General features: G+C 42.7%; 22 protein-coding genes, 1 tRNA gene and 2 pseudogenes. 13 read left to right on the forward strand and 12 right to left on the reverse strand.

Annotated features, from left to right (window positions below):
* The first annotated feature begins 285 nt into the window (after positions 1–285).
* Positions 286–1,683, forward strand: a complete 1,398-nt coding sequence (locus AB4351_RS04805; RefSeq protein ID WP_372125226.1) for an FUSC family protein — start codon at positions 286–288, stop codon at positions 1,681–1,683.
* A gap of 46 nt (positions 1,684–1,729) precedes the next feature.
* Entirely contained in the window at positions 1,730–2,263 is a 534-nt protein-coding gene (locus AB4351_RS04810; protein ID WP_240698162.1) for an isochorismatase family cysteine hydrolase, read from the forward strand.
* Positions 2,264–2,388: 125 nt separating this feature from the next.
* Here AB4351_RS04810 and gltX read toward each other — a convergent pair whose 3' ends face one another.
* A complete protein-coding gene (gene gltX, locus AB4351_RS04815; protein WP_017064147.1) occupies positions 2,389–3,816 on the reverse strand; it encodes a glutamate--tRNA ligase in 1,428 nt (475 codons plus the stop codon).
* 300 nt (positions 3,817–4,116) lie between these two features.
* Here gltX and AB4351_RS04820 point away from each other — a divergent pair, with 300 nt between their 5' ends.
* A complete protein-coding gene (locus tag AB4351_RS04820) occupies positions 4,117–6,921 on the forward strand; it encodes a heavy metal translocating P-type ATPase (RefSeq protein ID WP_372125228.1) in 2,805 nt (934 codons plus the stop codon).
* On the forward strand, positions 6,911–7,351 hold the full coding sequence (locus AB4351_RS04825) for a DUF411 domain-containing protein (protein ID WP_372125230.1): 441 nt from the start codon (positions 6,911–6,913) through the stop codon (positions 7,349–7,351). The genes AB4351_RS04820 and AB4351_RS04825 overlap by 11 nt, the downstream gene beginning before the upstream one ends.
* Positions 7,352–7,605: 254 nt before the next feature.
* Here AB4351_RS04825 and AB4351_RS04830 read toward each other — a convergent pair whose 3' ends face one another.
* Together AB4351_RS04830 and AB4351_RS04835 are read right to left on the reverse strand one after the other, a co-directional pair.
* Complete coding sequence (locus AB4351_RS04830; protein ID WP_017064150.1) at positions 7,606–8,298, reverse strand: oligogalacturonate-specific porin KdgM family protein; 693 nt, start codon at positions 8,296–8,298, stop codon at positions 7,606–7,608.
* 533 nt (positions 8,299–8,831) lie between these two features.
* Positions 8,832–11,483: a beta-N-acetylhexosaminidase gene (locus AB4351_RS04835; protein WP_017071188.1), complete on the reverse strand. Its 2,652-nt coding sequence runs from the start codon at positions 11,481–11,483 to the stop codon at positions 8,832–8,834.
* Between the two features lie 422 nt (positions 11,484–11,905).
* Here AB4351_RS04835 and AB4351_RS04840 point away from each other — a divergent pair, with 422 nt between their 5' ends.
* Positions 11,906–12,766 carry a TraB/GumN family protein gene (locus tag AB4351_RS04840; RefSeq protein WP_372102518.1) on the forward strand — a complete coding sequence of 287 codons (861 nt, stop codon included), beginning with the start codon at positions 11,906–11,908 and terminating at the stop codon, positions 12,764–12,766.
* Positions 12,767–12,897: 131 nt separating this feature from the next.
* Positions 12,898–13,320, forward strand: coding sequence for a hypothetical protein (locus AB4351_RS04845; RefSeq protein ID WP_017060540.1), 423 nt, complete (start codon positions 12,898–12,900; stop codon positions 13,318–13,320).
* A gap of 84 nt (positions 13,321–13,404) precedes the next feature.
* Here the strand turns inward: AB4351_RS04845 and AB4351_RS04850 are convergent.
* The 6 genes and pseudogenes from AB4351_RS04850 to AB4351_RS04875 all read right to left on the reverse strand — a co-directional run.
* Positions 13,405–13,779 (reverse strand): annotated as a pseudogene (locus tag AB4351_RS04850) (CsgG/HfaB family protein); the annotation flags it as partial.
* A gap of 24 nt (positions 13,780–13,803) precedes the next feature.
* A pseudogene (locus AB4351_RS04855) lies at positions 13,804–13,929 on the reverse strand (transposase); the annotation flags it as partial.
* The gene (locus tag AB4351_RS04860) at positions 13,907–14,206 is read right to left on the reverse strand and encodes a helix-turn-helix domain-containing protein (RefSeq protein ID WP_372125232.1); all 300 of its coding nucleotides are present in this window, start codon (positions 14,204–14,206) and stop codon (positions 13,907–13,909) included. The pseudogene AB4351_RS04855 and the gene AB4351_RS04860, both read right to left, overlap by 23 nt.
* 415 nt (positions 14,207–14,621) lie before the next feature.
* Entirely contained in the window at positions 14,622–15,458 is an 837-nt protein-coding gene (locus AB4351_RS04865; protein ID WP_017060542.1) for a CsgG/HfaB family protein, read from the reverse strand.
* Between the two features lie 15 nt (positions 15,459–15,473).
* Positions 15,474–15,866 carry a curli assembly protein CsgF gene (locus AB4351_RS04870; protein WP_032545727.1) on the reverse strand — a complete coding sequence of 131 codons (393 nt, stop codon included), beginning with the start codon at positions 15,864–15,866 and terminating at the stop codon, positions 15,474–15,476.
* Between the two features lie 49 nt (positions 15,867–15,915).
* Positions 15,916–16,392, reverse strand: coding sequence for a CsgE family curli-type amyloid fiber assembly protein (locus AB4351_RS04875; protein WP_029236460.1), 477 nt, complete (start codon positions 16,390–16,392; stop codon positions 15,916–15,918).
* 436 nt (positions 16,393–16,828) lie between these two features.
* Here AB4351_RS04875 and AB4351_RS04880 point away from each other — a divergent pair, with 436 nt between their 5' ends.
* From AB4351_RS04880 to AB4351_RS04895, 4 genes are all read left to right on the forward strand, one after another.
* Positions 16,829–17,512, forward strand: coding sequence for a curlin subunit CsgB (locus AB4351_RS04880; RefSeq protein ID WP_372125234.1), 684 nt, complete (start codon positions 16,829–16,831; stop codon positions 17,510–17,512).
* A 74-nt stretch (positions 17,513–17,586) separates the two neighbouring features.
* Positions 17,587–18,396 carry a hypothetical protein gene (locus tag AB4351_RS04885; RefSeq protein WP_372125236.1) on the forward strand — a complete coding sequence of 270 codons (810 nt, stop codon included), beginning with the start codon at positions 17,587–17,589 and terminating at the stop codon, positions 18,394–18,396.
* Positions 18,397–18,399: 3 nt separating this feature from the next.
* The gene (locus tag AB4351_RS04890) at positions 18,400–18,717 is read left to right on the forward strand and encodes a hypothetical protein (protein WP_017060547.1); all 318 of its coding nucleotides are present in this window, start codon (positions 18,400–18,402) and stop codon (positions 18,715–18,717) included.
* Between the two features lie 809 nt (positions 18,718–19,526).
* On the forward strand, positions 19,527–20,195 hold the full coding sequence (locus tag AB4351_RS04895) for a LuxR C-terminal-related transcriptional regulator (protein ID WP_017060548.1): 669 nt from the start codon (positions 19,527–19,529) through the stop codon (positions 20,193–20,195).
* A gap of 102 nt (positions 20,196–20,297) precedes the next feature.
* Here AB4351_RS04895 and AB4351_RS04900 read toward each other — a convergent pair.
* A tRNA-Pro gene (locus tag AB4351_RS04900) sits at positions 20,298–20,374 on the reverse strand.
* A gap of 255 nt (positions 20,375–20,629) precedes the next feature.
* Here AB4351_RS04900 and AB4351_RS04905 point away from each other — a divergent pair.
* The 3 genes from AB4351_RS04905 (at position 20,630) to rluF (ending at position 22,832) form a co-directional block, all read left to right on the forward strand.
* A complete protein-coding gene (locus tag AB4351_RS04905; protein ID WP_017062321.1) occupies positions 20,630–20,770 on the forward strand; it encodes a DUF3149 domain-containing protein in 141 nt (46 codons plus the stop codon).
* Between the two features lie 170 nt (positions 20,771–20,940).
* Positions 20,941–21,522: a DNA endonuclease SmrA gene (gene smrA, locus AB4351_RS04910; protein ID WP_017062320.1), complete on the forward strand. Its 582-nt coding sequence runs from the start codon at positions 20,941–20,943 to the stop codon at positions 21,520–21,522.
* Positions 21,523–21,698: 176 nt separating this feature from the next.
* Complete coding sequence (gene rluF, locus AB4351_RS04915) at positions 21,699–22,832, forward strand: 23S rRNA pseudouridine(2604) synthase RluF (protein ID WP_017064161.1); 1,134 nt, start codon at positions 21,699–21,701, stop codon at positions 22,830–22,832.
* Between the two features lie 106 nt (positions 22,833–22,938).
* Here rluF and ybaK read toward each other — a convergent pair whose 3' ends face one another.
* Entirely contained in the window at positions 22,939–23,412 is a 474-nt protein-coding gene (ybaK, locus tag AB4351_RS04920) for a Cys-tRNA(Pro) deacylase (RefSeq protein WP_017069618.1), read from the reverse strand.
* A gap of 118 nt (positions 23,413–23,530) precedes the next feature.
* Positions 23,531–25,192: a bifunctional UDP-sugar hydrolase/5'-nucleotidase UshA gene (ushA, locus tag AB4351_RS04925; protein ID WP_017064163.1), complete on the reverse strand. Its 1,662-nt coding sequence runs from the start codon at positions 25,190–25,192 to the stop codon at positions 23,531–23,533.
* Positions 25,193–25,585: the final 393 nt, after the last annotated feature.

Here is a 25,585-nt window from a genome sequence, read left to right on the forward strand (position 1 = left end):
CGGAAAGCCGCGATGAACCTAAAATAATCGGAACAACTAGCCAGCTTAGAAGAACGATAAACCTGATGTTCTATCGCTATTAACTATTAGAAGATCTATCGATCATTATCAGCATCGAACAATATCGTATAAGTAGAGTGACTGATCGCCCCCCTCCCCCTGAATGTTAAACGATGCAATAGAGTTGCTATATTTGATGGATCAAGGCCTTCAAACTAGAGTTTAGGCTGACCAAAAGATCAGGCAATATCCTCGTATTCGATCCCTCTGCCGCTAAACCCCACTATGCTACTCATTATAAAGTCACTGAGCACTCCAGCCAAGAATGCCATAAAGGTTGCCCTAGCATTTTGTTTAGCTATCTACCTTGCGTTGTATTTTAACCTTGAGAAGCCTTACTGGGCGGCTATCGTGGTCAATATATTGGCCATCACTGATACTATTACTGTTGGCAAGAAAAAAGGCATTCTCAGATTGTTGGGGACGCTTTGTGGCGCGTTTGTCGGGCTTTGGTTAATCGCTGTTTTTGGGCAAGATCGATATTATTTTTTAGCAAACATCGCACTGTTACTCGCAATTTGTATATACATGGGTTCCGATCCGGTCATCGGCTATGCTTACATTACGGCATTTATTGTCTGCATCCTGCTGGCGATATCTGGCAGCTTTGATGGTGTAGCTACATTTAATATTGCGGTACTAAGGCTGCAAGAAACCCTGCTTGGCTTCGTGGTCTATACGACCATCTATAGCGTGGTTTGGCCTGAGGATGATGACACACGCTTTAACAACGAAGTCAGTGTTGTTTTAGAGGCGATGTCTCCCCTCATTCATTCACTCGCTTACAATGACTCAGCGCAGCGTTTCCAGTTACACACGAGCTGCGAGTTAAATATTGAAAGCCCGACCTTCAAAGCGCTGAACGATCTGATGCGCCTGCCCGATTTGCATGGCCGTATGCCTGCCAGAAAGCAGTGGAAGCATCAACAGCAAACTCAAGCAATCTGGGTTGCCAAACAGTTACTGCAAAACGCCCATGATCAAGGGGTTGATCACAATGATTTTTCGATACTTAACCAGGCTATGGCTTTTATTGAAGCATCATCGGTTAATGTCGATTACAAGCCCCCTTTTCCAGAGACAGTCAAACAATTCTACCAGGGTAACTTTAAGAAAAAGCGCTTATTTGCCCGATTACTTGACAACAGCCAGCAACGATTAAGCAATACGTTAGTCGGCACAATGAGCTTCATCTCAGCAATTCTAGTCTGGATATATCTACCAATATCATCGGGAAGTCTGTTCATCATTAACAGTGCCATTTGCGCCTTGATATTAAGCAACATGCCTAGGCAAATGATAAAGCACTGGACCATTGGCTACTTAGCCTTTGGGTCACTGTTCCTCATTCAGTATGTTCTGCTGTTACCTTCGATGACCGAAGTATGGCAATTAATGGCATTTTACTTTGTTAATGTCTTTACGGTGTATCGCCTGTTCGCTGGTAATCAGTGGATGGTCTATCGAGTTCTCGGGGGCAACCTATTAGTAATGATTACCATGAGCGCAACGCAACTTGTGCCTGTTTATGACGTCACTACCCCTTTGAACCTACTCATTTATATGATGGTTGCACTGGCTTTCATCCGCTTTTACACCCGCTTAATACACCGTAAAAGTTAACCACTATAACCTCACACAAAGACCACTAAGGCATAAAGTAATGAAAATGAGTAAATGCTCTGCGCTTGTCGTTATCGACCTGCAACAAGGTATCGTTGATCAATTACCGGAAACCGTGTCCCGACCGATCATAGAGAACAGCCTTGCTCTCTGCGATGCATTTGATGATGCTGATTTACCCGTAATTATTGTTAATGTAGCCGGTCGTCCACAAGGCCGAACGGAACTGCAAAATAAAGCGGCTCAGCCTGACGCATCAAAGATCGTATGGGGAGAGGTCATCGAAAGCCTGCGCCTAAACCCTAATTATCGCTATCTAACCAAATATTCCTGGGGTGCATTTACCAACACAGATTTGCAGAAGCAGCTTTGTGAGCAAGGTATTACGGATATTTATCTGACCGGGGTAGCAACAAGTATTGGGGTCGAATCAACGGCTAGACAAGCATTTGAACTGGGTTATAACGTGGTGATTGTCGAAGATGCGATTGCAGATATGAACCCGATGAACCACCAGCACAGCTGCCAAAATATATTCCCAAAACTCAGTGTTTTAGCAAAAGCTCAAGACTTGCTATAACTGTCTCGTCCTAAAATACGTTGACCGTATTTTCATTAAACAATAAAAAGCCGACAGCGAATTAAGCTGTCGGCTGATGATCGTTCTATCTCAAGTACATTCTATCTCAAACAAGAGAAATAGGATTAAGCGTTAGCTTCACGCTCAGCAATGAACTCAAGAGCCATCTTGATGCGAGCGATTACGCGCTCTTTACCAACAAGCTCCATCACTGCATCAACAGAAGGAGACTGACCGCCGCCTGTTACTGCTACGCGAAGTGGCATACCGATTTTACCCATGCCGATCTCTAGCTCTTCACATACAGCTGCAATTACACCATCTTTGATGTTTGCAGTAGTGAAATCTTCAAGTGCTTCAACCTTAGCAAGAGCAAGCTCTAGTGGGCCTTTAGCAACACCACGTAGGTGCTTCTTCGCTGCACCAGCTTCAAACTCAGAGAAATCTTCGTAGAAGTAACGAGATTGCTCAGCAAGTTCGATAAGCGTGTTACAACGCTCGCCAACTAGCTTGATCACTTCAGTGATAGCTGGGCCATTTGTTGTATCGATCTTCTGTGCGTCTAGGTGCCATTGCAGGTATTTAGCAACGTACTCAGGCTCAGAAGTCTTGATGTAGTGGTTGTTCAACCAAAGTAGCTTATCAGTGTTGAATGCAGAAGCAGACTTGCTGATAGCCTTCAGGCTGAAGAATTCAATCATCTCTTCTTGAGAGAAGATCTCTTGGTCACCGTGAGACCAGCCTAAACGAACTAGGTAGTTGTTTAGTGCATTTGGTAGGTAACCTTCGTCGCGGTATTGCATTACAGAAACAGCACCGTGACGCTTAGAAAGTTTCGCACCGTCATCACCAAGAATCATTGCACAGTGAGCGAAAGTTGGAACTGGCGCGCCTAGTGCTTCATAGATGTTGATTTGACGAGGTGTGTTGTTGATGTGGTCTTCACCACGAACAACGTGTGTGATACCCATGTCCCAGTCATCCACTACTACTACGAAGTTGTAAGTTGGTGCACCGTCTGTACGACGAATGATCAGGTCATCAAGTTGGCTGTTTGCGATTTCAATGCGACCACGGATTTGGTCATCAAATACTACGCTGCCTTCTTTAGGGTTACGGAAACGGATAACGCATGCATCACCTTCTTTTGCTGCTTCGTTTGCTGCAACAATTTTAGGGTGGTTAGCATCGTAACGAGCCATCTCTTTGTTTTCTTCTTGCTCTGCACGAATTTCATCAAGCAGTTCTTTAGACGCGTAGCATTTGAATGCTTTGTCTTCAGCAAGTAGCTTATCAACCATTTCGTTGTAACGGTCAAAACGCTTAGATTGGTAGTAAGGACCTTCATCCCATTCCATACCCATCCATTGCATGCCTTCTAGAATTGCATCAACCGCTTCTTGAGAGTTACGCTCAAGGTCCGTGTCTTCGATACGTAGAACGAATTCACCACCTTGGTTCTTAGCGAATAGCCAAGAGTAAAGTGCAGTACGTGCACCACCAACGTGAAGATAGCCAGTTGGGCTAGGAGCAAAACGAGTTTTAACCGTCATTTAAATACCTTGATTATGTAGGTGATTCTTTTAGTGCTCGCCATTACAAGGCCTGCAATAGTCAAACATCACTAAATTTTGGGCGCTATTTTATCACCACCGCTTAAATCTACAATCAGTAGTGAATGATTAATGCGCTGTTGTTGTACGAAAGCCGTTATTGAAAGGCCAATTACGCCCTTAAAGTCGTAAATAGATAGTCTTAGCCAGTAGATTATAGCCGCACATTCTTAATTTCCCTCTTCCATTCCAAACTGAAACCACCAGCTAGCACTCCACCAAGATCAAATTCTTGAACTTATGTTTGACCTTACCCTTACGGGAAGGTTTATGTTAGGCGTAGATGAGAATTGGAGTATCGATATGAACTACTACACAACGGCGCTCAACGGCCTAAATTGCATGGGTTGCGCGAAGAAAGTTCGCACACTGTTTAGCGATCTCGACAGCACGATGATTAATGACATATCGCCGACCTACATCGATATTTCGACTCCATTTAGTTACATTCAGCTCAACGAACAGTTAGCAACGCTTGGCTATTCTATGGGTAATCAGCTGCACCTTTCGCTATCCGGTCTGAGTTGCGGCAAGTGTGTGAGCAAACTGACTAAAGCGCTTGAACAAACTGAGCAAGCCTTAAACCTAGAAGTCAGCAAACAGGAATTATCACTGGTTACTCTGCTTTCTGAGTCTGAGGTGATTAAGCTGGTCGAAAGCCTGGGTTACCACGCAGCTCCCTACTCAGAAACGAATGACCTTTCATCGAGTTCAGATTTAGAAGACGAACAAGCAGATAAAAAGAGTGAAGATAAAACCGCAGCTAGCCAATATACCTATCACCTTGTTCTTGAGGGGATGACTTGTGCGAGTTGTGTCTCTTCGGTAGAGAAAGCACTGAAAAAGAATGAGTTTGTCGACCAAGCTCAGATCAACCTTGCCGAACAAACTGCCTTGGTTTTCACCTCTCAAACAAGAGACATCATTGAAAACGCTCTAATAGAATCGGTGAAAGCTGCTGGTTATGGCGCTGAGTTTGTCGACGATGCAGCGACTCAACAGCAAAAACAACAAGAACAGCAACTTCGTACTCAACAAGCCTTCCTTAGAAACTCAGTAAGCGCGTTGGTAATCGGTGCGCCGCTGATGGCATGGGGTGTGTTCGGTGGCAGCATGACCATTGCCACATTTAACGATCAACTGGCTTGGGGCTTGGTTGGTGTCGTTTGTTTGATACTGCTTGCTACCTCAGGTCGTAGCTTCTTCACGAATGCTTGGCAGTCTCTCATGTATAAGCGCGCGACCATGGATACCTTAGTCGCTCTAGGTACAGGCGCAGCATGGTTCTATTCAATGTTGGTTGTGCTGATTCCATCATGGTTTCCAGAACCATCTCGCCATGTCTACTTTGAAGCAAGCGCAATGATCGTTGGCTTAATTTCTTTGGGTCATTACATCGAAGCCAAAGCCAAAGCGCGTACCACAAAATCTTTACAGGCATTGATTAACTTACAGCCTCAAAAAGCGGTGGTTATTGTCGATGGCAAAGAACAAACCATCGCAGTAGAAGCGATTCAGGTAGGCATGCAGGTACGAGTAAAACCCGGAGAAAAAGTACCGGTTGATGGTGTCGTAGTCTCAGGTGAATCTTATATCGATGAGTCGATGCTGACCGGTGAACCACTGCCCAACGTCAAAACAATAAATGATGGCGTTTCTGCGGGCACTATTAATGGGGATGGTAGTTTAATTATTGAAGCGACTGGGATTGGCTCAAGCACCATGCTGGCTAGGATCATTCAAATGGTTCGCCAAGCGCAAAGCAGTAAACCAGCAATCGCCAAGCTTGCCGACTCTATCTCAGCCGTTTTTGTTCCGGTTGTGGTCGCAATCGCAGTTGCTGCCGCCTTAGTTTGGTTTTTTGTTGGCCCACAACCAAGCGCCAGTTACATGTTAGTGGTATCAACCACAGTGCTGATCATCGCTTGTCCATGTGCCTTAGGCCTTGCGACACCACTTTCAATTACTGTCGGCGTTGGCAAAGCCGCTGAGTTTGGCGTTCTGATCAAAGATGCCGATGTGTTGCAATCTGCAAGCAAAATTGATGCTGTCGTGTTTGATAAAACAGGCACCCTAACCCAAGGTAAGCCAACCGTTCAGCAAGCCTTTTATGGCGATTTATCAGAACAAGAATTACTGGCTTGTGCTTATTCAGTAGAAGTAGGATCTGAGCACCCACTTGCCAAAGCCGTTTGCCAATATGCAGAGAGCTTGGAAGTTTCAGTACTCCCACACAGCGAATTTGAAAACCAACGAGGGCTTGGGGTTCAAGCAACAATTAACGGCAAGAAAGTGCAAGTTGGCTCGCTTAAGTACCTCACCCAATTAGGTATCAATACAGAGGTTGGCGCGGATTTCATCGAGCTTTGCCGCTCGCAAGCGTGGACGCCTATTTTCATTGCGATTGACCAAAAGCTGGAAGGCATATTGGGCATTTCAGACGCGTTAAAAATAGATAGCAAACAGGCGATAGCTCAACTAAAATCCGCCGGAATTCACACTGTGCTATTAACGGGCGACAACGACTCTGTAGCTCAAGCGATAGGTAAAAACGTCGGTATCGACGAAGTGATTTCAGAAGTGCTTCCAGAGCAGAAAGCTCAACACATTGTTCAGCTGCAACAGCAATATAAGAGTGTTGCCATGGTCGGAGACGGTATTAACGACGCGCCTGCACTTGCTCAAGCAGATATAGGCATAGCAATGGGTAGCGGCAGCGATGTGGCGATTGAAAGTGCGCAAATGACACTACTCAACTCGTCGCCATTATCTGTCAGTAACGCGATTGAGCTTTCCCAAGCGACCGTGAGAAACATGAAGCAAAACCTGTTTGGTGCCTTTATCTATAATTCACTTGGTATTCCAATTGCGGCTGGTGTGCTCTACCCATTCTTTGGATTTTTACTTAGCCCTGTCGTTGCAGGCGCTGCGATGGCGATGTCATCAATCACCGTAGTCAGCAATGCCAACAGATTAAGACTGTTCAAACCCACTCATTCTAATATCAACAAAAACCATATTCATGAGGTTAACCATGATTCGTAAAATTATGACTCTTACTGCACTCGCTGCAATCTCAGGACAAGCTTTAGCTACTGATGTTCTAAACCACAAATCTCCATACTGCGGCTGCTGCACAGAATGGACAGAACATATGCGAGATGCTGGGTTCGATGTTACTGAGAAGCCCCACGATGATATGAACCCAATCAAGCAGAAGCTAGGGGTAACACAGGAGTTAGCCTCTTGCCACACTGCAGAGATCGACGGTTACGTATTTGAAGGACACATTCCAGCAGATGACATTAAAGCCTTTCTAGAAAACCCACCACGTAATGCGATTGGTTTAGCGGTTCCGGGTATGCCAATGGGTTCGCCAGGCATGGAGTATGGCGATAAGAAAGACGAGTATTATGTGTATGCGTTTAATGAAAAAGATCAGGTGTTTGAATACCGTCACTACAACGGGAAATAGAACCTAAACAGACCAACACACAGCAATAAAAAGAAGTCATAAAAATAGAGCCTAGCATTCAGTAATCCCAAGACTGTGGTTTACTTGCTAGGCTCTTTGCTTTTGGACAGTAAAGCAAATCTTGTCGCGGCACCAACCGGGCTGTTAGTACCGCTATGTTCCCTTCGCTAATTAGCTAAGAAGTTATTCAACAACAAAGCTATTTAACAAAGAAGTTCACTCGGCTAATAATCTAAGCAACCAAGCGAATCAGCTTAGAAGCCGTAAGAAGCACCGAATACGAATGCGTTGTTCTGCTTAGAATCGCCGTTTGCGAAATCTACACCGTTAGCTTGGCTACGGAACTCAAAGTAAGGTTGAACGCCTTGACGAGTCCATGTTGCACGTAACTCGTGGTCCATCGCTTCAGCGTCAATCATGTAAACGTTGTTGTAGCTAAGCGCTAAATCAGCATTCACTGTGTAAGCAATGCGGTTATCCATGCGGTAGTCTGTGTCAGCATTAGCTGAAGTATCATCGATGTGTGCACGAGTACGGTTACTAATAGAGATGCCGTTGTCGAAGTTGTAACCGATCTTAACTAGTGGACGGAACTGAATGCTTTCGCCTGCAGAGAATAGGTGTTGGTAACCCGCAGCAACCCATAGGTTGTCAGTGATGTTGAAAGATTGCTCACCACCTACAGTGATGCCTGGAGTAGTATTACCTGCACCGCCATTTTCAGATTCAAGTTTGCCCAGTTGGATACCATCAAACTCAGAATAAACCGTGAAACCGCCTAGAGAGTTATCAAACGTGTGACCAGCTTCTAGCGTAGAAGTCATGTCAGAACCGTGGATACGGCCATCGTCATGAATTTGGATGTTACCCGTTACGTAAGAAGAACCAGCAAAAGCACTAGAAGCGAAAGCAAGAGAAAGAGCACTTAGAGCGATAATTTTTTTCATAGTAAACTGCCTTAGTTTAATTTTTTCAGCGGCACATCTTCGGTACATCATTCACCTTCACCGCTTGAGTAGTTGGTAGCCTCCCTGGCATGAAATCTATGTTGCTCGAATTAATTCGCGTTTAAAAATAAAAGGGACAGCAGAGTGATCCCTCTCACTATCAAAAAAAGACAAGTTATTTAAAACTTTAAAATCAACAACTTAAAAACATAAAAATTGATAAAAAACTTAAGATGGAAAAATATACAGATCGGGATCACGTTGTTTCACGAAGAAAAATTAGATCTAGATAGTTGAATCACATCTGATTTAGAGTTTTTTACAGGGGGCTTATTTTTTGAAGAGAATAATGAGAAGCGCGTCACTTTTGGGATTAAAGTCACCTTATGTGCATTGTTGATGATATTACCAAAGGCGATTTCTATATGTTTTAGTTTTGGATATGCACCTAATTCGCAGTAAACAAAAAGAGCTCCCGTTTTATCTTGAATAAGATAAAGGTCAGGAGCTCTTCTACTAATAGTGCTTATCGATTATTTAACTGAGGTCACTCGACTTACTTTCTCACCACTTTCTGAAATAGAGCGGATGTAAGTCTCACCAGAAACTGATGGACGTTGTTGCTCATCGTATGTTAGCCAGTTTTCGCCATCAGCAGAGTATTGCAGCTCTACACCTGGGAATTGAACGTTCATCGCTAGCTTACCGTCAACAACCTTCGCACCTGGAACTGGTAGTCGGTAATCAATACCCGCTTTTTCTAGCTTAGCTAGCTCACGTTGACCAAGAATATTCGCGAAGCGATTAAAGTCGCTGTTCAACGCTTGCTTATTCACTAAGTTAGTTTCTTGAGAGTATTCAACACCAACCTTGTAGTCGTTTTCCCAATCTGCTCGGTGCCATGCGCGCTCTGCTGCTGCCAATACGCGAGGGAACACCATGTATTCATATTGCTCGTCAGTACGTACTGTTTCTGACCAAAGTTGAGCTGACAGACCGTAGAAAGGTTTCGCTTCAACCTCACCTTTACCAGTAAAACCATTGCCATCACGGTCTAATGATGTTTCTGCGTTTTGTGGCATGTTTTCTGGTGCGAAGCCAAACATCTTACGAGTATCGGTTGCACGTGTTGCCCAGTAGTAACCACGCTCAGCTGCATCAACTTCGTATGGCATATCCATGTATACGTAGTCTGGGTTAGAGACAATCACGTCATACCCTTTTGCTGACCAATCGTATACTGATGAAGTTCCGCCCCAGTAAAGAACGTCCCAGAAGTTCACGCGTGTACTTTCGGTCGCAAATGCTTCCTCGCCTTCGCTGTATTTCAGACCATCTTGCCATGCTTGGAAGTGGGGAATACCCTTCTCAGCAACAATCTTAGAAACCTGTTCTGCGAAGTGGCTTGGTAGATGACCGAAATCGCTTACAGTACCATCAGCGATCAATGACTGACATTGTGGTGATTGTTGGAACGGCTTATCTTGCTTAGACAAATCGATGTTGCCTTTCCAAGCCACTTTATCTTCTGCATTAATATCTTGTAAGCCTGCGCCTAACTTGATGTTTTTCGCTTCATCGCCGCCGAAGTGCCAAGTCGTTAGCGGTACGCCCGCTTCTTGGTGCATTGCCGCCACTTCAGAGATTACTTTATCGACGAAGTGAGTTGATGACTCCATACATGGGTTAATGAAGCTTTGCTTATCGTAGAACTGAACCGTGGTTACATTCGATGTATCTTGCGGATCCATCAAGCGGTATTCGTTCGCTTCTGCTTCTTTGCCTTCCGCCATGAGACGAGTGTAACGCGCTTCCATTGATACCACAGCTGAACGAGCGTGTGCTGGCATATCAATTTCAGGGATAACTTCGATGCTGCGCGCTTTAGCGTAGCTTAGGATCTCGACGTAATCCGCTTTACTAAAGAAACCAGAGCCAAAGTTGTCTGTTGTTGGACCAGAACCTAGCTGAGGCAGTAAGCAGCTTTGTTCATCCAAATCAAAACAACGATTAGACCCTACATCCGTTAGCTCTGGTAAACCTGGAATTTCTAAACGCCAACCTTCATCATCCGTTAGGTGAAGGTGCAGTTTATTCATCTTGTATGCCGCCATTTGATCTAGCGTTGCTAGGATGGCATCTTTTGAGTGGAAGTTTCGAGCAACGTCCACCATCACACCACGATAATCAAAGCGCGGCGCATCTTTAATTGACAGTTGTGGTAATGATTCAGCGTTCTGACTATCTATTAGGCCAAAAATAGACTGAACTGCGTAGAAAGCACCCGTTTTATCAAACGCTTTAATTGCAATCCCCTCTTCCGAGATGCTTAGTTCATAAGCGCCAGATTTCGCTAAATCACCCGTAAACTGAGTAGGAACAACAGCGACACTCACAGGTAGGTCGCCACTCACATCTACGTTTACCACATCTGCACGTTCTTCAATTGCTGCGAATTGCTCAGCGTCGAATGCGTCTTTAGGTAGGGCAATACCACCAGCAATGCTAACTGAACCTTCACCGGCTTCTACCGACATTGGCGTTGGTAGTAAAGTAGTTGATACGTCTTGCGTTGCTAGATCAGCATTCTTTTCAAAACGCGTCACCGCTGTCGCCATTACGTTATTATCATCAGGCGTACGCTTAAGGTTATTACCCTCTAGACCAGTTACGAACGATGCAACATCTTCTGTATTCAATGATGCAATCATCTTAGGTTCTGCGTTTGGCGCCGTCACGAATGCACCTGGCATAAAGTCAGTTTCAAACAGTTGCCAGTATTCACTCGTTAACGGAAGAACCACTTCTTCACCAGCCGCAAAGCCGTCAAATTTTTCAGTAGGTTCTAGCTTGTGAAGGTCACCAGTAACGCGAGTGATCTTAAATTGCTCATTATCAACATCTAAAATAAGACGAATACTGTGGAAGTAGATGCTCCAATCTTTAGAGTCAATCGCTTCACCGTCATTGGTTAGCGTCATGTTCACTTTATTACATGACGCCCATTCAGCACCTAGGTCCTGACAAGCCAAGCCTTCATTCGCACCATGATTAGTTAGAATTTCGTACTGAACATCAAGATTATCAGCCAGTGCATTCACTACTTTTTGTTCTGGTGCTTGCGTTACTGCACAACCTGTTAGGCCAGCCAATACCGCTACAGATAGTAAGTTTCTCTTCAACATCGTATTCACCCATAAATTAAAAATTGAGTAAGAAGCAAAATGGAGCGCTTCGAAAGTTAGATAAACTATATGGGCTTATTTTTTACCGTGAATTAAATCGAGCTAATAAAGTGATCGGCTTCAAATCTCAAAAATATTGATAAATTTAATTTAAATAAAATCATCAAGTTACAAGCAACGGCACTTCCGTCATTTTAATTTTGACGTAAAATTTGAGAAATGAATCACAATCTTTTTTACCGATTTCATAAAATCGTGTCATTGGTAGTCAGAAAGGATTTAGAGTTTCAGCGTATTGTTATACTTTTCGTACAAACAACGTGACATTGTTCTCAAAAAAAACCGTTAAAAAACACCGTCAAAATCGATTTTAACGAGTTTAATACTTCCTTAAGGAGCTCCCTTTGCGTCCACTCTGGTACATGGTTTTATTCGTTCTCGCTTTTTCAGCTAGGCAAGCGGTCGCCGAGCCCCTTTATTGGCAAGCACAAAAGGATGATCTGACACTCACTATCTTAGGTTCAGTGCACGTTGGAGACGAGAGTATGTACCCCCTTCCTTCGGCGATCACCGACGCGCTAAAAAACAGTGATGGCTTAATTATCGAAACGGATATCAGGAAATCCGAAGGTGTCGTATACCCGGCTACAACCGTCACCACTGCCGATGTGCTCAGCACAGAACAAAAGCAGTTACTAACAAGCATTTCAAAATCTTTGGGTATGCCGACTCAGCAACTATTGAGCTCTCCACCTTGGGCGACATCTCTATCGATACAAATGCAGCAATTAAAGAATCTTGGCTATGGCTCGGCGGGCGGTGTAGACGCAACATTAGCCTATAAGGCAACCATCCAAGACGTTCCGGTGATCAGCTTAGAGCCACTGCAATTTCAAATAGACCTGATGACAAAACAAAAGGACGACGGTAAGGAATGGTTAGTCAGTAGCCTAGAGGAATTTGACCAAACTGATCGCGTGGTTCATTGCCTGATTGAAAGCTGGAAAGCGGGTGATTTAGCGAAGCTGGAAGCCTTCTCAGAACTGTCAGAGATGTCGCCTGAACTTGAGAAAGCATTCTTAACCGATCGCAACATAGACTGGGCAAACAAACTATCCTCCAATGATTGGAAGCTTAAGACTAAAGGGAACTACATGATAGTAGTTGGTACCTTGCACCTAATTGGAGAAGGTAACCTTATACAGTTATTAGAAAAGAAAGGCTTCAGTGTCATTCAGCAATCACAAAGCCAATCAGCCCAATGTCAATTTGAGACTAGCTAAAAAAGCTAACGATGCTCAACCTCATTTTGTTTTCGTTATAAAAGCATTTCCTTAATAACAGAATCTTTACATTTAATAGCACCATTGCAGTGCTATTATCTTTCGCTCTTTTTACCTATGGCGTTGTTCTAATGAAACCAGTACTTTTTGCTTTCCCTTTAGCCCTCACGATGCTGATGCCCTCAATTGCCTCAGCCAAAGAAACTTGTACGGTAGAACAATTTCAAGCTATCGACATTCAGCCAGATACAAAGGGGGGCGTGATAGATAAAGAAAGTGGGCAATTTCTCATTACAGAGAAACCACCGATGCGCTGCGCCAATATTACGTTCACAACATCTACAACACGAAACCGTATCGCAAGCCAAATGAACAACAATTTTGAAGCAAACTTTTACGACAACCAAACGGGAAGTTCTCACTCGGTGACGTTTGATGAAGATGAAGTAAAGGCAGGTTACATTCGAATAGGCCCGAATAAGCCAGCGGAAGCGTATGTTTGTTTTGTTACCTCGGAAACACCGATAAAAGATATTACGTGCGATGTGAATTGATCATTGAGTTGCTTGAAGAAAAAAACAGGGCTAAGGGAAAGGTCCGTTTTCCGCATAGCCCTATTTTGCTGCTTACTCGGTAGCTTAAAGTATGTCTGTACTCGCTTCGGAATAACGTGCGATAATCGGATTTTCTAATGCATTCGGATCGCTCGACGACCACATTCCACGCTTCATTCCTTTCACAATCAAATGAATCACCGCGGCATCAATAGCAGACATCACAGCAATATTGACCGGTTCATTTTGGCTATAGCCCATTTCAACTTCCAACAGTTCTTTGTAATCAACAAATCGAAATGCGCCGAACCCAATCTCGTGTGAAGAGATAGTTTTAGTGGTGGTGACACTCAATAGAACTTGCCCGGTTCTTACATCAACGGCTCTTAAGTTAACCGTCACTTGATCGGTTCTATACTGTCCTGAACCACCGACCCCAAGATACTTGGCACCCGCACCGATATTGTTTCCATGCTTGCCTAACTGCTCTAAGAACGGTCGTATGTCCTTGCGGCTACGGCCTAACCTTATCCAAATGACTTGGCGAGTCTTAGCGTCAGCAATGACGGTGGCATACCGATGCCCCTTAAAGATAGTGAACTCGTCCATGACGAGTTACCTTAGCTCCTCCCAATTTCACTGGCGGTACCACTTGTCTAAGTCGGCGTTTATCTATCTCTTTAATGGTGTACCAATGAACATTCGTTAACCGGGAGATATGTTTAATGAGAAGAAGAGGCAGTAGTTGTTCTATATAGCTTTTTAGGCGCTTCGTTATACGAGCATAAGACTCTAACCAAGATAAAGACTCTGTTTTTATGCTGCAGTCACGACACTTAATCCTTCGATTTTGAACGAAAAGTTCAACAGGAGCACCGAGCAACATGGCTTCTTTTACATGACGCCATTGATACTCATGGATAGCCTAGGCCTCAAGACCACAAAAGCATTTAGCCCCAGAGTTAGGTTTAATAGTCAGATAATCAGTGATGCTGTCTGATGAAACTTTACAATGTCAAAGCCTTCCCAGAATAAAGATAGGAAGGAATGAAAACGGTAGTTTGTGTATGATTTCTGTTTGGCGAGTAAACTATATCACTTACTACCGTTTCTGTTTCTAGTTCCCGCTAATCCGCGATGAACCTCTTTAGATGTCACTTTTTATGCCGTGAAGATGATTTTAAATAAAGAATATAGGATTAAAAGTAATTTCCATTTACTGCTTAATCCTATGGGGATTGATATGTCGATATTTATCCTCAGGGAAGGTAATATAGTCATTATTCTCGGTTAACCATCGACTATAGAATTTCTCGTGTCGCCTGAGAATACTTAGCTATAATAGGGTTGCTCTCTACATTCGGGTCATTTGATTGCCACATTCCTAATGACATCCCTTTTACTATCAAATGTATCACAGCTGCATCTATCGCGGACATAACGGCGATGTTAACGGGCTCATTATTACTGTAACCTAATTCCACTTCTAATAGTTCTTGGTAATCGATGAAGCGGAATGCACCAAGCCCGATCTCGTGAGAAGAGATAGTTTTAGACGTTGTCACACTAAGAAGTACCTGTCCTGTGCGTACATCTATCGCTCTAAGGCTCACTGTAACTTGATCGGTACGATATTGGCCTGAGCCGCCAATCCCTAAATACTTTGCGCCGAGCCCTCCTGTTTTAATGTTTGAATCATAAGCAACAATGCCTCCTTCTATAACCACATTCGCTGAATTTAACGAAGATAGGTTACTGCCATGATTGGAAATCTTGGTTTCTTTTTTCTGTGCGGCACGAATAATTTTTCGTTCAGTGAGTAAGTTTTGTAATCCCTCACGTTCTAACGGAATAAACCATTGCGAGTCTAATAATGAATTTGTTAATAATGTAGTACCCCCTTGTGGTACTGCGGTGGAATATGTGCTGTTGGGGTATGGCTTATATTGCCCTGTCTGATCTCGGAAGTCGTATACAGACACTAGAATTTTTCCTTTCGGTGTCGGTAATGAAATCAAATCAGTATAAGTTGTTCCGCGCGGCATTAACTTGGGTTCAGAGTCCGCATCGGGAATATCCAGCGATGCGGAGCATCCCGTCATAATGAGTATAACTATGATAGAAAAGAGACCTTTCATAATACATTCCTTGTCTTATAGGTCTGGATTTAATCCCGCTACTTGAATCTCAGTCGATTCACCAGTTTCTTTATCAACAATTTGTACCACTAATGCAGCACCATCATCGATTACATTTAGGAAAAAGTCATCAGTTTCGAGTTGCCCTGAATTTCCATTACCAACGTCCGCTAATAACTGACTTATTAATCGAGACTCTAAGCTTGAAGCGAGTCTATCGAGTGCCGACTCTTCTTCTAAACCACCAAATGAATTAGAGTTAGGGTCAGTATAATCGTTTATCGCATTTGCATGGTTTATTAATATAGTGCTGTTTAAAGGATTACCACCAAAACTAGGATTAATTGGGGTATAAACCAACTCTGAAGCACTAACTACGTTTACTCCCAGAACAAATAAGGGAATCATTAACCAAATTGAACACTTATATCTTGCTGAACTTATCATCCTAACCACCTTAAAACTCGTCGTGTTCCATATCAAATGTATCTAAGTATTGCCTTTCCGCTTCCCAACGCACGATATAATTGCTTAGAGCACTGACCGCTTCTTGTGCTTTTTCTTTTGCTTGACGTTGTCCTGGGGAAAGGGCTGTACGGTATATCGGCTTTCTTGAATGAATAATGGTAACAATACTGCCTCTCAATGCAGTTGGCCTTTCCTCAACAGTAAAGTTTTCATTGATATCCGCATATTGCTCATTCATTTGTTGAGAGAAAAAAAAGTAAAATTTTTCCCCTAGTCGAGTCATAGTTCTATCTACAATGACCCCGTTAATTTCATTAAAGTCATTGAACCGACTTTGAAGAGCTTCATCTTGTTCTTCTAACTGAACAGAATCAGACGTTACTACGTTATGATTCGCATCACTAACCTCACTAAAAACTGGACAATGGAAAAAGCTAAATAGAGTAAACAACAATATTTTATTCATCCCTTCGAGGCCCATACCGTCAAAAATAGTTACGTAACTTACTAATATTTATGGATTGCTAAGCTGTCTAATCCTTACGTGAATATAGACCTAATGCCTTGTAATGTTAAATAAACTTTAATACTAGTTTTCTTGTTTATTTATAAAACTATCGAGTAACAATATTACTTTCCAGTAGTCAGATGTGATAGATGAATTTTAAATAAAATCGAAATTAGGTTTAGTGTTCATATTCCAATGTTACTTTAGTTTTATTAAGTAAATGGAAACGATGGTTAACTTTATTTGCGTGACGTGTACGATGTGTTCGCCATTATTTCCCGTTTAATTTATTTATCACGGATTGTATAGATAGTTTCCTATATGTATATCGATACTTCAGTTATCCGGTACAACAGAAAAATGTCAGAAATATATGACAAGGACGGTGGCAACAATGAGTAACTTAATCGAAGCTCGAACTAGGTGTCTAGCACAATTTCAGATTAAAACGGTTGTCTCTGCTGCTTTATTACTTATGTTGTTTAGTTCAACCGTTAAAGCTAGTCATGAAGAGCGCGGTGATTTTGGTGAATTCTTAAATGGGATTGATGAAGAAAAATACCAAAGCTTATTTGTTGATTACAAGAGTGTGCTGAGCAACAGGGCGCCATATGACTTGGATAGTTATTCAGAGATTGACATAAATCATTCTAGCGACACTTCAGTGAGGGTCACCCAAGATAGTTTAGGTACTCACGGGAATAACCGTTCAATCATATCTACTTCAGGGAAAAGCAACAAAGTAATAGTGAATCAGAGAGGGCACGACAACAGTTCCGTTATTCGGCAAGTTGGTAATGAAAATACTGCCAAAGTTAATGAATTAGGGATAAATAATGAAGCCGTGATCATGCAAGAAGGGCATGGGAATAATGCGGAAATTACGTTAGTAAACCTTTCACCTAAACAAGGAAATCAAGTCAGTGTGAATCAACAAGGCAATGGAAACACGGCTGTGATTACGCATAGGAATCGAAGAGGCGGAGCAAACCTCGGGGTAAGTCAGGTTGGTGATGGCCTGTCTGTAGCGATAAGCGCATCCACAAACATGAGAGTTCATGTAAGTCAGTCCAACTAAGTTAGTTAGTTTAGCTGAATTACAATAAATGCTTCATATGAAGCTATGTCGACAGGGAAAAAAGGGACAATATTATGAAGAAGTTAGCATTTGCGGTTGGGTTAGCAATCGTTTCATCATCTGCACTAGCGGATAGAGAAGTAGATTTTTCTGGATATCAACAAATTAGCGGATCCAGATTAGGTACTGACAATCAGAGTGTGGTTTTAGAGCAGAATAATACTGGAAGTTCTGTTCATATTACGCAAGGTGCTTCAGGGTTTGATGGAAACCGCTCAGTAGTTGATATGCGTTTGCAGGGGCATGGAGCTAATAATAAGGTCAAGTTGACTCAATCCGGCGGTTATAGTTTTAATGATTCCTTGGTCAAGATTGCAGGTACTGCTGGTGGTAACAAAGTTGTGATTGACCAAAGTGGTAAGTACCACGACTCGAAAGTGGCACTGCGTCATGATTCAGATAACGCAACGGTTAAGGTTACTCAAACAGGTACTGCGCATTGGTCTGAAGTCTCTATGTCAGGAAATAGTGACAGAAACTCTGTAACAGTAGATCAAACCGGCTACTTCCATGATTCAATGGTGGATGTTTCTGGAGGGTCATCTGACAATAGTATTACAGTGACTCAGGGTAAGGACATGACGAAGAGTGATAACTGGTCAAATGTTGAGCTTAAAGCTTCAAGTGATAACAACTTGATTAATGTTAATCAGAAAGGTAGCCGCAACGAATCCGAAATTTTGCTAGTTGGGTCTAGTGGTAATCAGACTGGTAATTACTTTGGTGGCGGCTCTGGTATTCAAGTGACTCAAACTACTAATGATTACTCTTATATTTCAATGAATGGCACAACAAACTCAGCTGTATACGTGAATCAAAAATAGCGTATGTTAAAACTAACTAAAACGGCGCTTTGCGCCGTTTCTCTTCTCTCTTTTGTGGCGCATTCTGAAAACATTAAGGATGTAGGGCTTGTGTGTAAAAATGATGGTAATCAGGTCCAATTGTCTATCAACAGAGAGGAAAACTCTGGGAATCTCGTTCTGACTTCCACCACTCAATCTAAGACATCGATATCAATGCAAGGGGGCGTTGCTCATTATGTTTTAGGTATCAATCAGTTCCCTATCCAGTTCTATGACCAAAAACTCGATGAAGGTTGGGTTGTTGCGTCAGATTGTACGGTTACGCTTTCTACTCAGTGACATTTATATCACTGATTATTTTTCACTTCAAATCCTTACAGCCTTAGCACGGCCTTGCCAATATCTTTAGCTACTACTTGTACTACTTCTCTCATTTCATCCTTATTAATCCTTCATTACGTTCGACTAACCTAAATCTCAAGTCTGTATTCTTTGGCTAGCGCCGATATTGGTTGTATTTTACGGTGGGCTTCACGTAAGTGTTCATCAAGCCCCCATTGATTAGAAAATTTATGGTCCGCCCTGATATTGCAAATAATAACGGGGTTGGTTTGCGCTAATGAATTTCTAATTCATCAAACTTCGTATGATGCGCCTATGTTTTAGGTAACGGTGCATACGGCAATGTTAGTCTAACAAACCAAAACCAATATAAATCCAAGTGCATATGTTAACGCGGCACTGGTCGCCGTTTTATTTGTTTATTTATTACCATTTAAATGGATTGGCTTCTGATTTAAATTCAGTACAGTGCCTGATAAAAAATGAAAATGTATGAGTAACTTTTGATAATACTATGCTGTCATCATTTCAAGTAAGAACAAGAATCAACTCCCTGCAGTGATAAATATAATCCCCGAAGACAAGGTTGGGGGAATTACCCTAAACTGTGCGATAAACCCATTAAAACAAAGAGAATAGAGTAATAACAACCTTTTCAGTCAGATAATATTTTACCTTCACCGATACCATTAAATATATCTATAAGTTTCATAAATAATTCAACTTCGTAATTCGCGAAAAATCAATATGTACTATAAACTAAAAAGTCTATCGTTTAGGTAATGAGTCAATTAAAGGAGTTTCACATGGCTAAACTGGAGGCTCATAACGCCGTTTTACTTGCGGAGAACAATTTACAATCGATACTACTAAAAGAGTCTATAGAACAGAAAGTTAACCTGAACATAAAACTCATATCACCGGAAAGGCTCAGTGCTAAATCCCTAAAAAACGATGACTTAGTTCTGATTATTATTGATTTCCCGACAATGAGTAAGCAATACATTGAGAAATACCAGGAGCTCAGAGATGACGTAGCAAGTGATGTCCATGAAGTGCTACTCAATACACCAGGCGATTTCCCGCACTCTGAAATGCTTAAATGGCAGTATCTTGTCGGCATTTTTTATACGTCGGACACGCTTGAAAAGCTCGTGGCCGGCTTTAACTGCATTTTGCAAGGCGAGATGTGGATGAGTAGAAAGCTCATTTACCAGTACATTAGCTTCTACAGAGAGAGGCAGTGCGCGAAAACCAGTCCTTATTACCTCAAGCTGACCAAACGCGAGCAGCAGATCATTAAGTTACTCGGTGATGGAGCATCTAACACTCAGATAGCAGATACCCTCTATGTCAGTGAGAATACGGTCAAAGCACACCTTCACAACACGTTTAAAAAAATCAAGGTGAAGAATCGCTTACAAGCTTTGATCTGGGTTAAGAACAACGTTGCGACAAATGAGTTTGTCCAATAGACCTAACTCTCTGCCCTCAACCATAAACAGTCAATGCAGTTAGAATGTAGAAATCCCAAATACAAAAAAGCCGTAGCATCTCTGCTACGGCTTTCTTTAATGTGGTCGGTGAAGAGGGATTCGAACCCCCGACCCTCTGGTCCCAAACCAGATGCGCTACCAAGCTGCGCTATTCACCGAGATATCTAACTGGCTCATTGCCTGTCGATGGAGCGTATAATACGGGTTCTGAATTTATCCGCAAGGGCTTTTTCTCATATTTATTGCGACTTTGAATCGTTCGAACAAAAGACATACAACAACGAGCATGATGTGACGAAAAACACACAGTTACCAACAAGTATTTAACTTATGAAACAGGATTGATCCAGATCAGTGAATTGATAATGCTTGTTAATACACTAAGCCATGTCATATAACTTTGAGGTATACACATGGACTTTTGGCTAGATCTCCTATTTGGTAATGCGGTGGGACTATCTTCAATGATAGTAATCTTCGGGGCTCTGGGTCTCATGATGTTTTATGGAGGCTTCTTCATATACAAAGTTATGACTGAAAAATCTCCTCACTAGAATCGCTCTGCCTAAATCATTTACTTTTAAGTATTCTTTTACTTTATAAGTAAATGTCAAAACGCTTTGCACCGGAGCAGACTTATTGTCTTCTCCGGTTTTTTCATTTTTAAACCTAACCTCAACTTAGGTATACTTACCCTATCCTTCTCCAACTTGAGATACACACTATGTCTCATGATGATGACTTAGATCTATTCCAAGAAATGATGGGCGATGTTAAACGTATCGACCATGACACCGCTGAACACCAGAAAGTACACCGAGTCACCGAATCTCACCTTGCTAAGCGTGAAGCCGCTATGTGGCTGTCTGACGACGAGAAAGACTACTTATCATTAGACTATTCGCCAATGATCAAGCCAGACGATGTTGTTGCTTATAAAAAAGACGGTGTACAAGAAGGCGTATACAAAAAGCTGCGCCTAGGAAAATACCCTATTCAAGCCAAGCTCGACCTTCATAGGAAAACACTGAAAGACGCACGTAACGAAGTGCTTTCATTTTTGCGTCAGTGTTTAAGAATGGATGTTCGTACCGTCATCATTGTTCATGGTAAGGGTGAGCGTTCGAATCCACCTGCAATGATGAAAAGCTACGTGGCAAATTGGCTAACACAAATCAACGACGTTCAATGTGTTCATTCTGCTCAGCAATTTCATGGTGGTACGGGCGCAGTCTACGTAATGCTCAGAAAGAGTAATGAGAAAAAGCTAGAGAACAGAGAGCGCCATCAAAAACGCACCAGTTAATAGGTTGAGATAGATAAATGGACTAGTAACGATTTTGCATCAAGATCGATATTTCGTGCCTAGACTCACACCAAGTGCTAAAATTACCTCAGTTAACGAATTTCAACTCAAAGCAACTATCCAAAGGTTGCTTTTTGTTTATCTACATTTCCGTTGTGAAACGCTAAGAGAATATCATGTCACAAGAATCCCAAGCTAAACGCCTTAATAAATACATCAGTGAAACTGGTTTTTGCTCACGCCGCGAAGCCGATAAACTGATTGATGCAGGCCGAGTTACTATTAACGGTAAGATCCCTGAAATGGGTACTAAAGTCTTGCCAGGTGATGATGTTGAGATCGACAATAAGCCTGTTCGCTCAAAAGAGAAGCCGATTTACATTGCTCTCAATAAACCAACAGGTATCACCTGTACGACTGAGCGTGATATTCCTGGCAACATCGTCGACTTTATTGGCCACCACAAGCGCATTTTCCCGATTGGTCGTCTAGATAAGCCTTCTGATGGCCTTATCTTCCTAACCAATGACGGCGACATCGTAAACAAGATCCTACGTGCAGGTAACAACCACGAGAAAGAATACGTGGTGCGTGTAGATAAGCCGATTACGACGGAATTCTTGAAGCAAATGGGCGCTGGCGTTCACATTCTCGATACAGTCACTTTGCCATGTAAAGTAGAGAAAGAGACTAAGTTCTCATTCCGAATTACGCTAACACAAGGCCTTAACCGCCAAATTCGCCGTATGTGTGAAGCGCTCGGTTATGAAGTATTTAAACTGCGTCGTGTTCGTATTATGAATATCTCACTAGACGGTATTCCTAACGGCAAATGGCGCTACCTGAGCGACGAAGAGATCACTGAAATTTTAGCGATGTGTGAAGGCTCAGTAAGTACGGAAGATGCGTCAAAAATGAACGCGAAAGGTCAACGCATTCGCAAAGCGACTGACGCGAAACTTTTTGATAGCCGTGAAGAGAACCAAGCTTCAACAGCGCGCCGTAATCAAAACGAGAACCGTACACGCACCTACCGCGGTAACAATGCGGATGAATTCCGTCATGCACCTAATTCAAAGCGTGGCCGCAATTCATCGAATGGTGAAAGCGGTGGTAATACCGAGAACTGGAAATCGAACTCTCGTTCAGAGCGTTCTAATTCAGATAGAAATCGTTCGGATCGCAATCGCACAGATCGCGATAATACCGATCGTAGAAGCGGGAAGCCGGCAAACCGCAGCCAAGATTCAAACAGACCGAACAAACCTGCACCAAAGCGTGTTGGTGGTACTTTAGGTCTGAAGAAGTAGTCTGAATCAGTAAGACGAGACTCTCGATATAAAAACGCCCGCTAGATTAGTCTAGCGGGCGTTTTTGTTGGTCATTCGATAGTTTTATCATCATGACGACGACAATCTATAAACATAAATCAGCAAACTGGCCGCGAGTCAGAAGTGTTAAGTCTTTTGGGTCTAATTCAATCTCTAGCCCACGCTTACCTGCACTCACACATATCGTTTCAAAATCTGTCGCACTGGAATGAACGAAGGTAGGCAGTGCTTTCTTCTGTCCAAGCGGACTAATGCCACCAACAACATAACCCGTGGTTTTCTGAGCAATCTCAGGATCGGCCATCTCTGCTTTTTTGCCTTTCGCTGCTTTAGCGGCAAGCTTTAGATTTAGCTTCTGGTCGACAGGAATAACGGCGACTGCCAAATCTTTCGCCACACCATTCAAGCAGAACAACAGCGTTTTGAATACACGTTTGGGATCTTGACCAAGCGCTTCAACGGCTTCTAAACCATAGTTCGTATTATTGGCATCATGATGGTACTGATGCACGCTATGAGCGATTTTCTTTTTCTTGGCGAGATTGATTGCTGGGGTCATAACAAATCCAAACGATAGATAAACAAAAAGCGACGCCGAGGCGTCGCTTTAGTTAAATTTATCATGGTGCTAGAGTCAATCTAATTTAGCACCTATTGATACAATTGCTTGGATTCAATTACTTGTAAACCATTTGGCCTGAAGGCGCGTACTTGTTCACGTCAACCGGGCTGTTTGCTTCTAGGTACTCTTTCAGTACTTCAGCATCAACAAAACCAGTATTTACGTAACCTGGGTGATCAGACAGTTTAGGGTAACCGTCACCACCAGCAGCGTTAAAGCTTGGTACTGTGAAACGGTAAGTTTCGTCTAGACGAAGCTGTTTGCCACCGATGAATACATTCGATACTTCACCGTTCGCTACTGTCATAGAGATACCAGCAAACTGAGCGTAAGCACCAGAATCGATTGGTTTAGTCGCTACTACATTTAGGTAATCCAGAACTTCTTTACCCGTCATGTCTGTGTAAGTCAGGATGTTTGCAAAAGGCTGTACCTTCAGTACATCTTTGTAAGTAACATTACCGGCTTCAATTGAGTCACGAACGCCACCAGAGTTCATCACAGCGAAGTCTGCTTTTGCACGCTCCATGTGAGAAGTCGCAATCAAACGACCTAGGTTGGTCTGTTGGAAACGAACGACGTTACGATCGCCTTCAAGCTTGCCATTTGTCTCAGCGATTTGAACTTCTAGCTGTGCCTGACCTTGCTCTTGGAAAGGACGTAGGAATTCAAGTAGCTCTGGGTCTTGTGCGATTTCATCTTGAATAAGAACACGTTGCTTCTTACCGTCGATCTTAACTTTCTTCTTAAGGTTAACTGGAATCAGGTCGTAGCTCACCATCTCTAGCTCGCCATTACGGAATTCGTAATCAGCACGACCTACGTACTTGCCCCACTCGTGAGCTTGAACGATGTAAGTACCGTTCTGTACGTCAGGCTTACACTCATCACCCGGCTTGAAGTTTTTCTTCGCAACGTTAGGGCCTTCCATACATACAGGCTCTTGAGAGTGACCACCAACGATCATGTCTAGATCGCCTTCGTTTAGGTAACGAGCAAGTGCGACATCACCCGGAGCATTAACACCACGTTGGCCATTTTCGTAGTGACCCATATGAGTCACAGCAAAGATTAGATCCGGTTTTTCTGTTTCTTTAAGTTCAGCGATTAGCTTCTTCGCTTCTTCTTTAGGATCACGGAAGTCGATGCCTGCGATAAATTCAGGGTTACCAATCTTTTGGGTATCTTCAGTTGTTAAACCAATAACCGCAATCTTGATGCCTTGCTTTTCGAACATCTCGTAAGCTTGGAACTTACGTTCACCTGTCGCTTTATCGTAGATGTTTGCAGATAGCATTGGGAAGTTAGCCCAGTCGATCTGCTTTTGTAATACGTCTAAAGAGTTATCAAACTCGTGGTTACCCAATGCCATGGCATCGTAACCAATTTTGTTCATACCTTTAAAATCAGGTTCTGCGTCCTGAAGGTCTGACTCTGGAACACCCGTGTTGATGTCACCGCCAGATAGAAGCAACACGCTACCGCCTTCTGCTTCAACTTCTGAACGAAGTTGGTCAACTAGCGTTTTACGTGCAGACATGCCGTATTCGCCATATTTATTCTGCCAGAAACGACCATGGTTATCGTTTGTGTGAAGAATCGTTAGCTTGTAAGTTTCGTCTTGGTTCCAATCATGAGCTGATTGAGACGCACACCCAGCTAGAGTAGCTAGAATTGCAGCACTTAGTGCTGTCTTTAGAATAAGGCGTTGCTTCATTGTCATACCTTTGAACTTTTTAGGGAATCCACTGCTTTTTATAATCTATTGCGACCCCTTTCCTGGAGTTCGAACAATAAGACTTCAACATGACTAATCTTAAATTAACATTCTAGATGTAACACGACGATTTCATATTTATGTCGAATTGGTCACGCATAGGTCAACAGTTAAGTGTAACAAAATTATGAGATTACACTCAAACTTCCCCTGCATCACAAGCAATCGTTTACTTACAAAGTGTGATGAATATCAGTATTTTACTGCAAACAGGACTGACCTCACACTCATATAAGAGTTTCTTAGGTAATAACCCGCCACGTTAACAACTCTTTAAATGAACGGTTTATGTTCGGCTGATTTTACGAGATAAAAAAAGGTTCATCGCGGCTT

The organism is Vibrio sp. 10N.261.51.F11, assembly GCF_041471665.1.
Lineage (GTDB): Bacteria > Pseudomonadota > Gammaproteobacteria > Enterobacterales > Vibrionaceae > Vibrio > Vibrio crassostreae_C.

What these genes read in the sequence shown, in the direction of transcription:
- AB4351_RS04805 (WP_372125226.1), top strand. Translation starts at nt 286, where the DNA reads ATGCTACTCATTATAAAGTCACTGAGCACTCCAGCCAAGAATGCCATA.
- AB4351_RS04810 (WP_240698162.1), top strand. Translation starts at nt 1,730, where the DNA reads ATGAGTAAATGCTCTGCGCTTGTCGTTATCGACCTGCAACAAGGTATC.
- gltX (WP_017064147.1), bottom strand. Translation starts at nt 3,816, where the DNA reads ATGACGGTTAAAACTCGTTTTGCTCCTAGCCCAACTGGCTATCTTCAC.
- AB4351_RS04820 (WP_372125228.1), top strand. Translation starts at nt 4,117, where the DNA reads ATGTTTGACCTTACCCTTACGGGAAGGTTTATGTTAGGCGTAGATGAG.
- AB4351_RS04825 (WP_372125230.1), top strand. Translation starts at nt 6,911, where the DNA reads ATGATTCGTAAAATTATGACTCTTACTGCACTCGCTGCAATCTCAGGA.
- AB4351_RS04830 (WP_017064150.1), bottom strand. Translation starts at nt 8,298, where the DNA reads ATGAAAAAAATTATCGCTCTAAGTGCTCTTTCTCTTGCTTTCGCTTCT.
- AB4351_RS04835 (WP_017071188.1), bottom strand. Translation starts at nt 11,483, where the DNA reads ATGTTGAAGAGAAACTTACTATCTGTAGCGGTATTGGCTGGCCTAACA.
- AB4351_RS04840 (WP_372102518.1), top strand. Translation starts at nt 11,906, where the DNA reads ATGGTTTTATTCGTTCTCGCTTTTTCAGCTAGGCAAGCGGTCGCCGAG.
- AB4351_RS04845 (WP_017060540.1), top strand. Translation starts at nt 12,898, where the DNA reads ATGAAACCAGTACTTTTTGCTTTCCCTTTAGCCCTCACGATGCTGATG.
- AB4351_RS04860 (WP_372125232.1), bottom strand. Translation starts at nt 14,206, where the DNA reads ATGTTGCTCGGTGCTCCTGTTGAACTTTTCGTTCAAAATCGAAGGATT.
- AB4351_RS04865 (WP_017060542.1), bottom strand. Translation starts at nt 15,458, where the DNA reads ATGAAAGGTCTCTTTTCTATCATAGTTATACTCATTATGACGGGATGC.
- AB4351_RS04870 (WP_032545727.1), bottom strand. Translation starts at nt 15,866, where the DNA reads ATGATTCCCTTATTTGTTCTGGGAGTAAACGTAGTTAGTGCTTCAGAG.
- AB4351_RS04875 (WP_029236460.1), bottom strand. Translation starts at nt 16,392, where the DNA reads ATGAATAAAATATTGTTGTTTACTCTATTTAGCTTTTTCCATTGTCCA.
- AB4351_RS04880 (WP_372125234.1), top strand. Translation starts at nt 16,829, where the DNA reads ATGAGTAACTTAATCGAAGCTCGAACTAGGTGTCTAGCACAATTTCAG.
- AB4351_RS04885 (WP_372125236.1), top strand. Translation starts at nt 17,587, where the DNA reads ATGAAGAAGTTAGCATTTGCGGTTGGGTTAGCAATCGTTTCATCATCT.
- AB4351_RS04890 (WP_017060547.1), top strand. Translation starts at nt 18,400, where the DNA reads ATGTTAAAACTAACTAAAACGGCGCTTTGCGCCGTTTCTCTTCTCTCT.
- AB4351_RS04895 (WP_017060548.1), top strand. Translation starts at nt 19,527, where the DNA reads ATGGCTAAACTGGAGGCTCATAACGCCGTTTTACTTGCGGAGAACAAT.
- AB4351_RS04905 (WP_017062321.1), top strand. Translation starts at nt 20,630, where the DNA reads ATGGACTTTTGGCTAGATCTCCTATTTGGTAATGCGGTGGGACTATCT.
- smrA (WP_017062320.1), top strand. Translation starts at nt 20,941, where the DNA reads ATGTCTCATGATGATGACTTAGATCTATTCCAAGAAATGATGGGCGAT.
- rluF (WP_017064161.1), top strand. Translation starts at nt 21,699, where the DNA reads ATGTCACAAGAATCCCAAGCTAAACGCCTTAATAAATACATCAGTGAA.
- ybaK (WP_017069618.1), bottom strand. Translation starts at nt 23,412, where the DNA reads ATGACCCCAGCAATCAATCTCGCCAAGAAAAAGAAAATCGCTCATAGC.
- ushA (WP_017064163.1), bottom strand. Translation starts at nt 25,192, where the DNA reads ATGAAGCAACGCCTTATTCTAAAGACAGCACTAAGTGCTGCAATTCTA.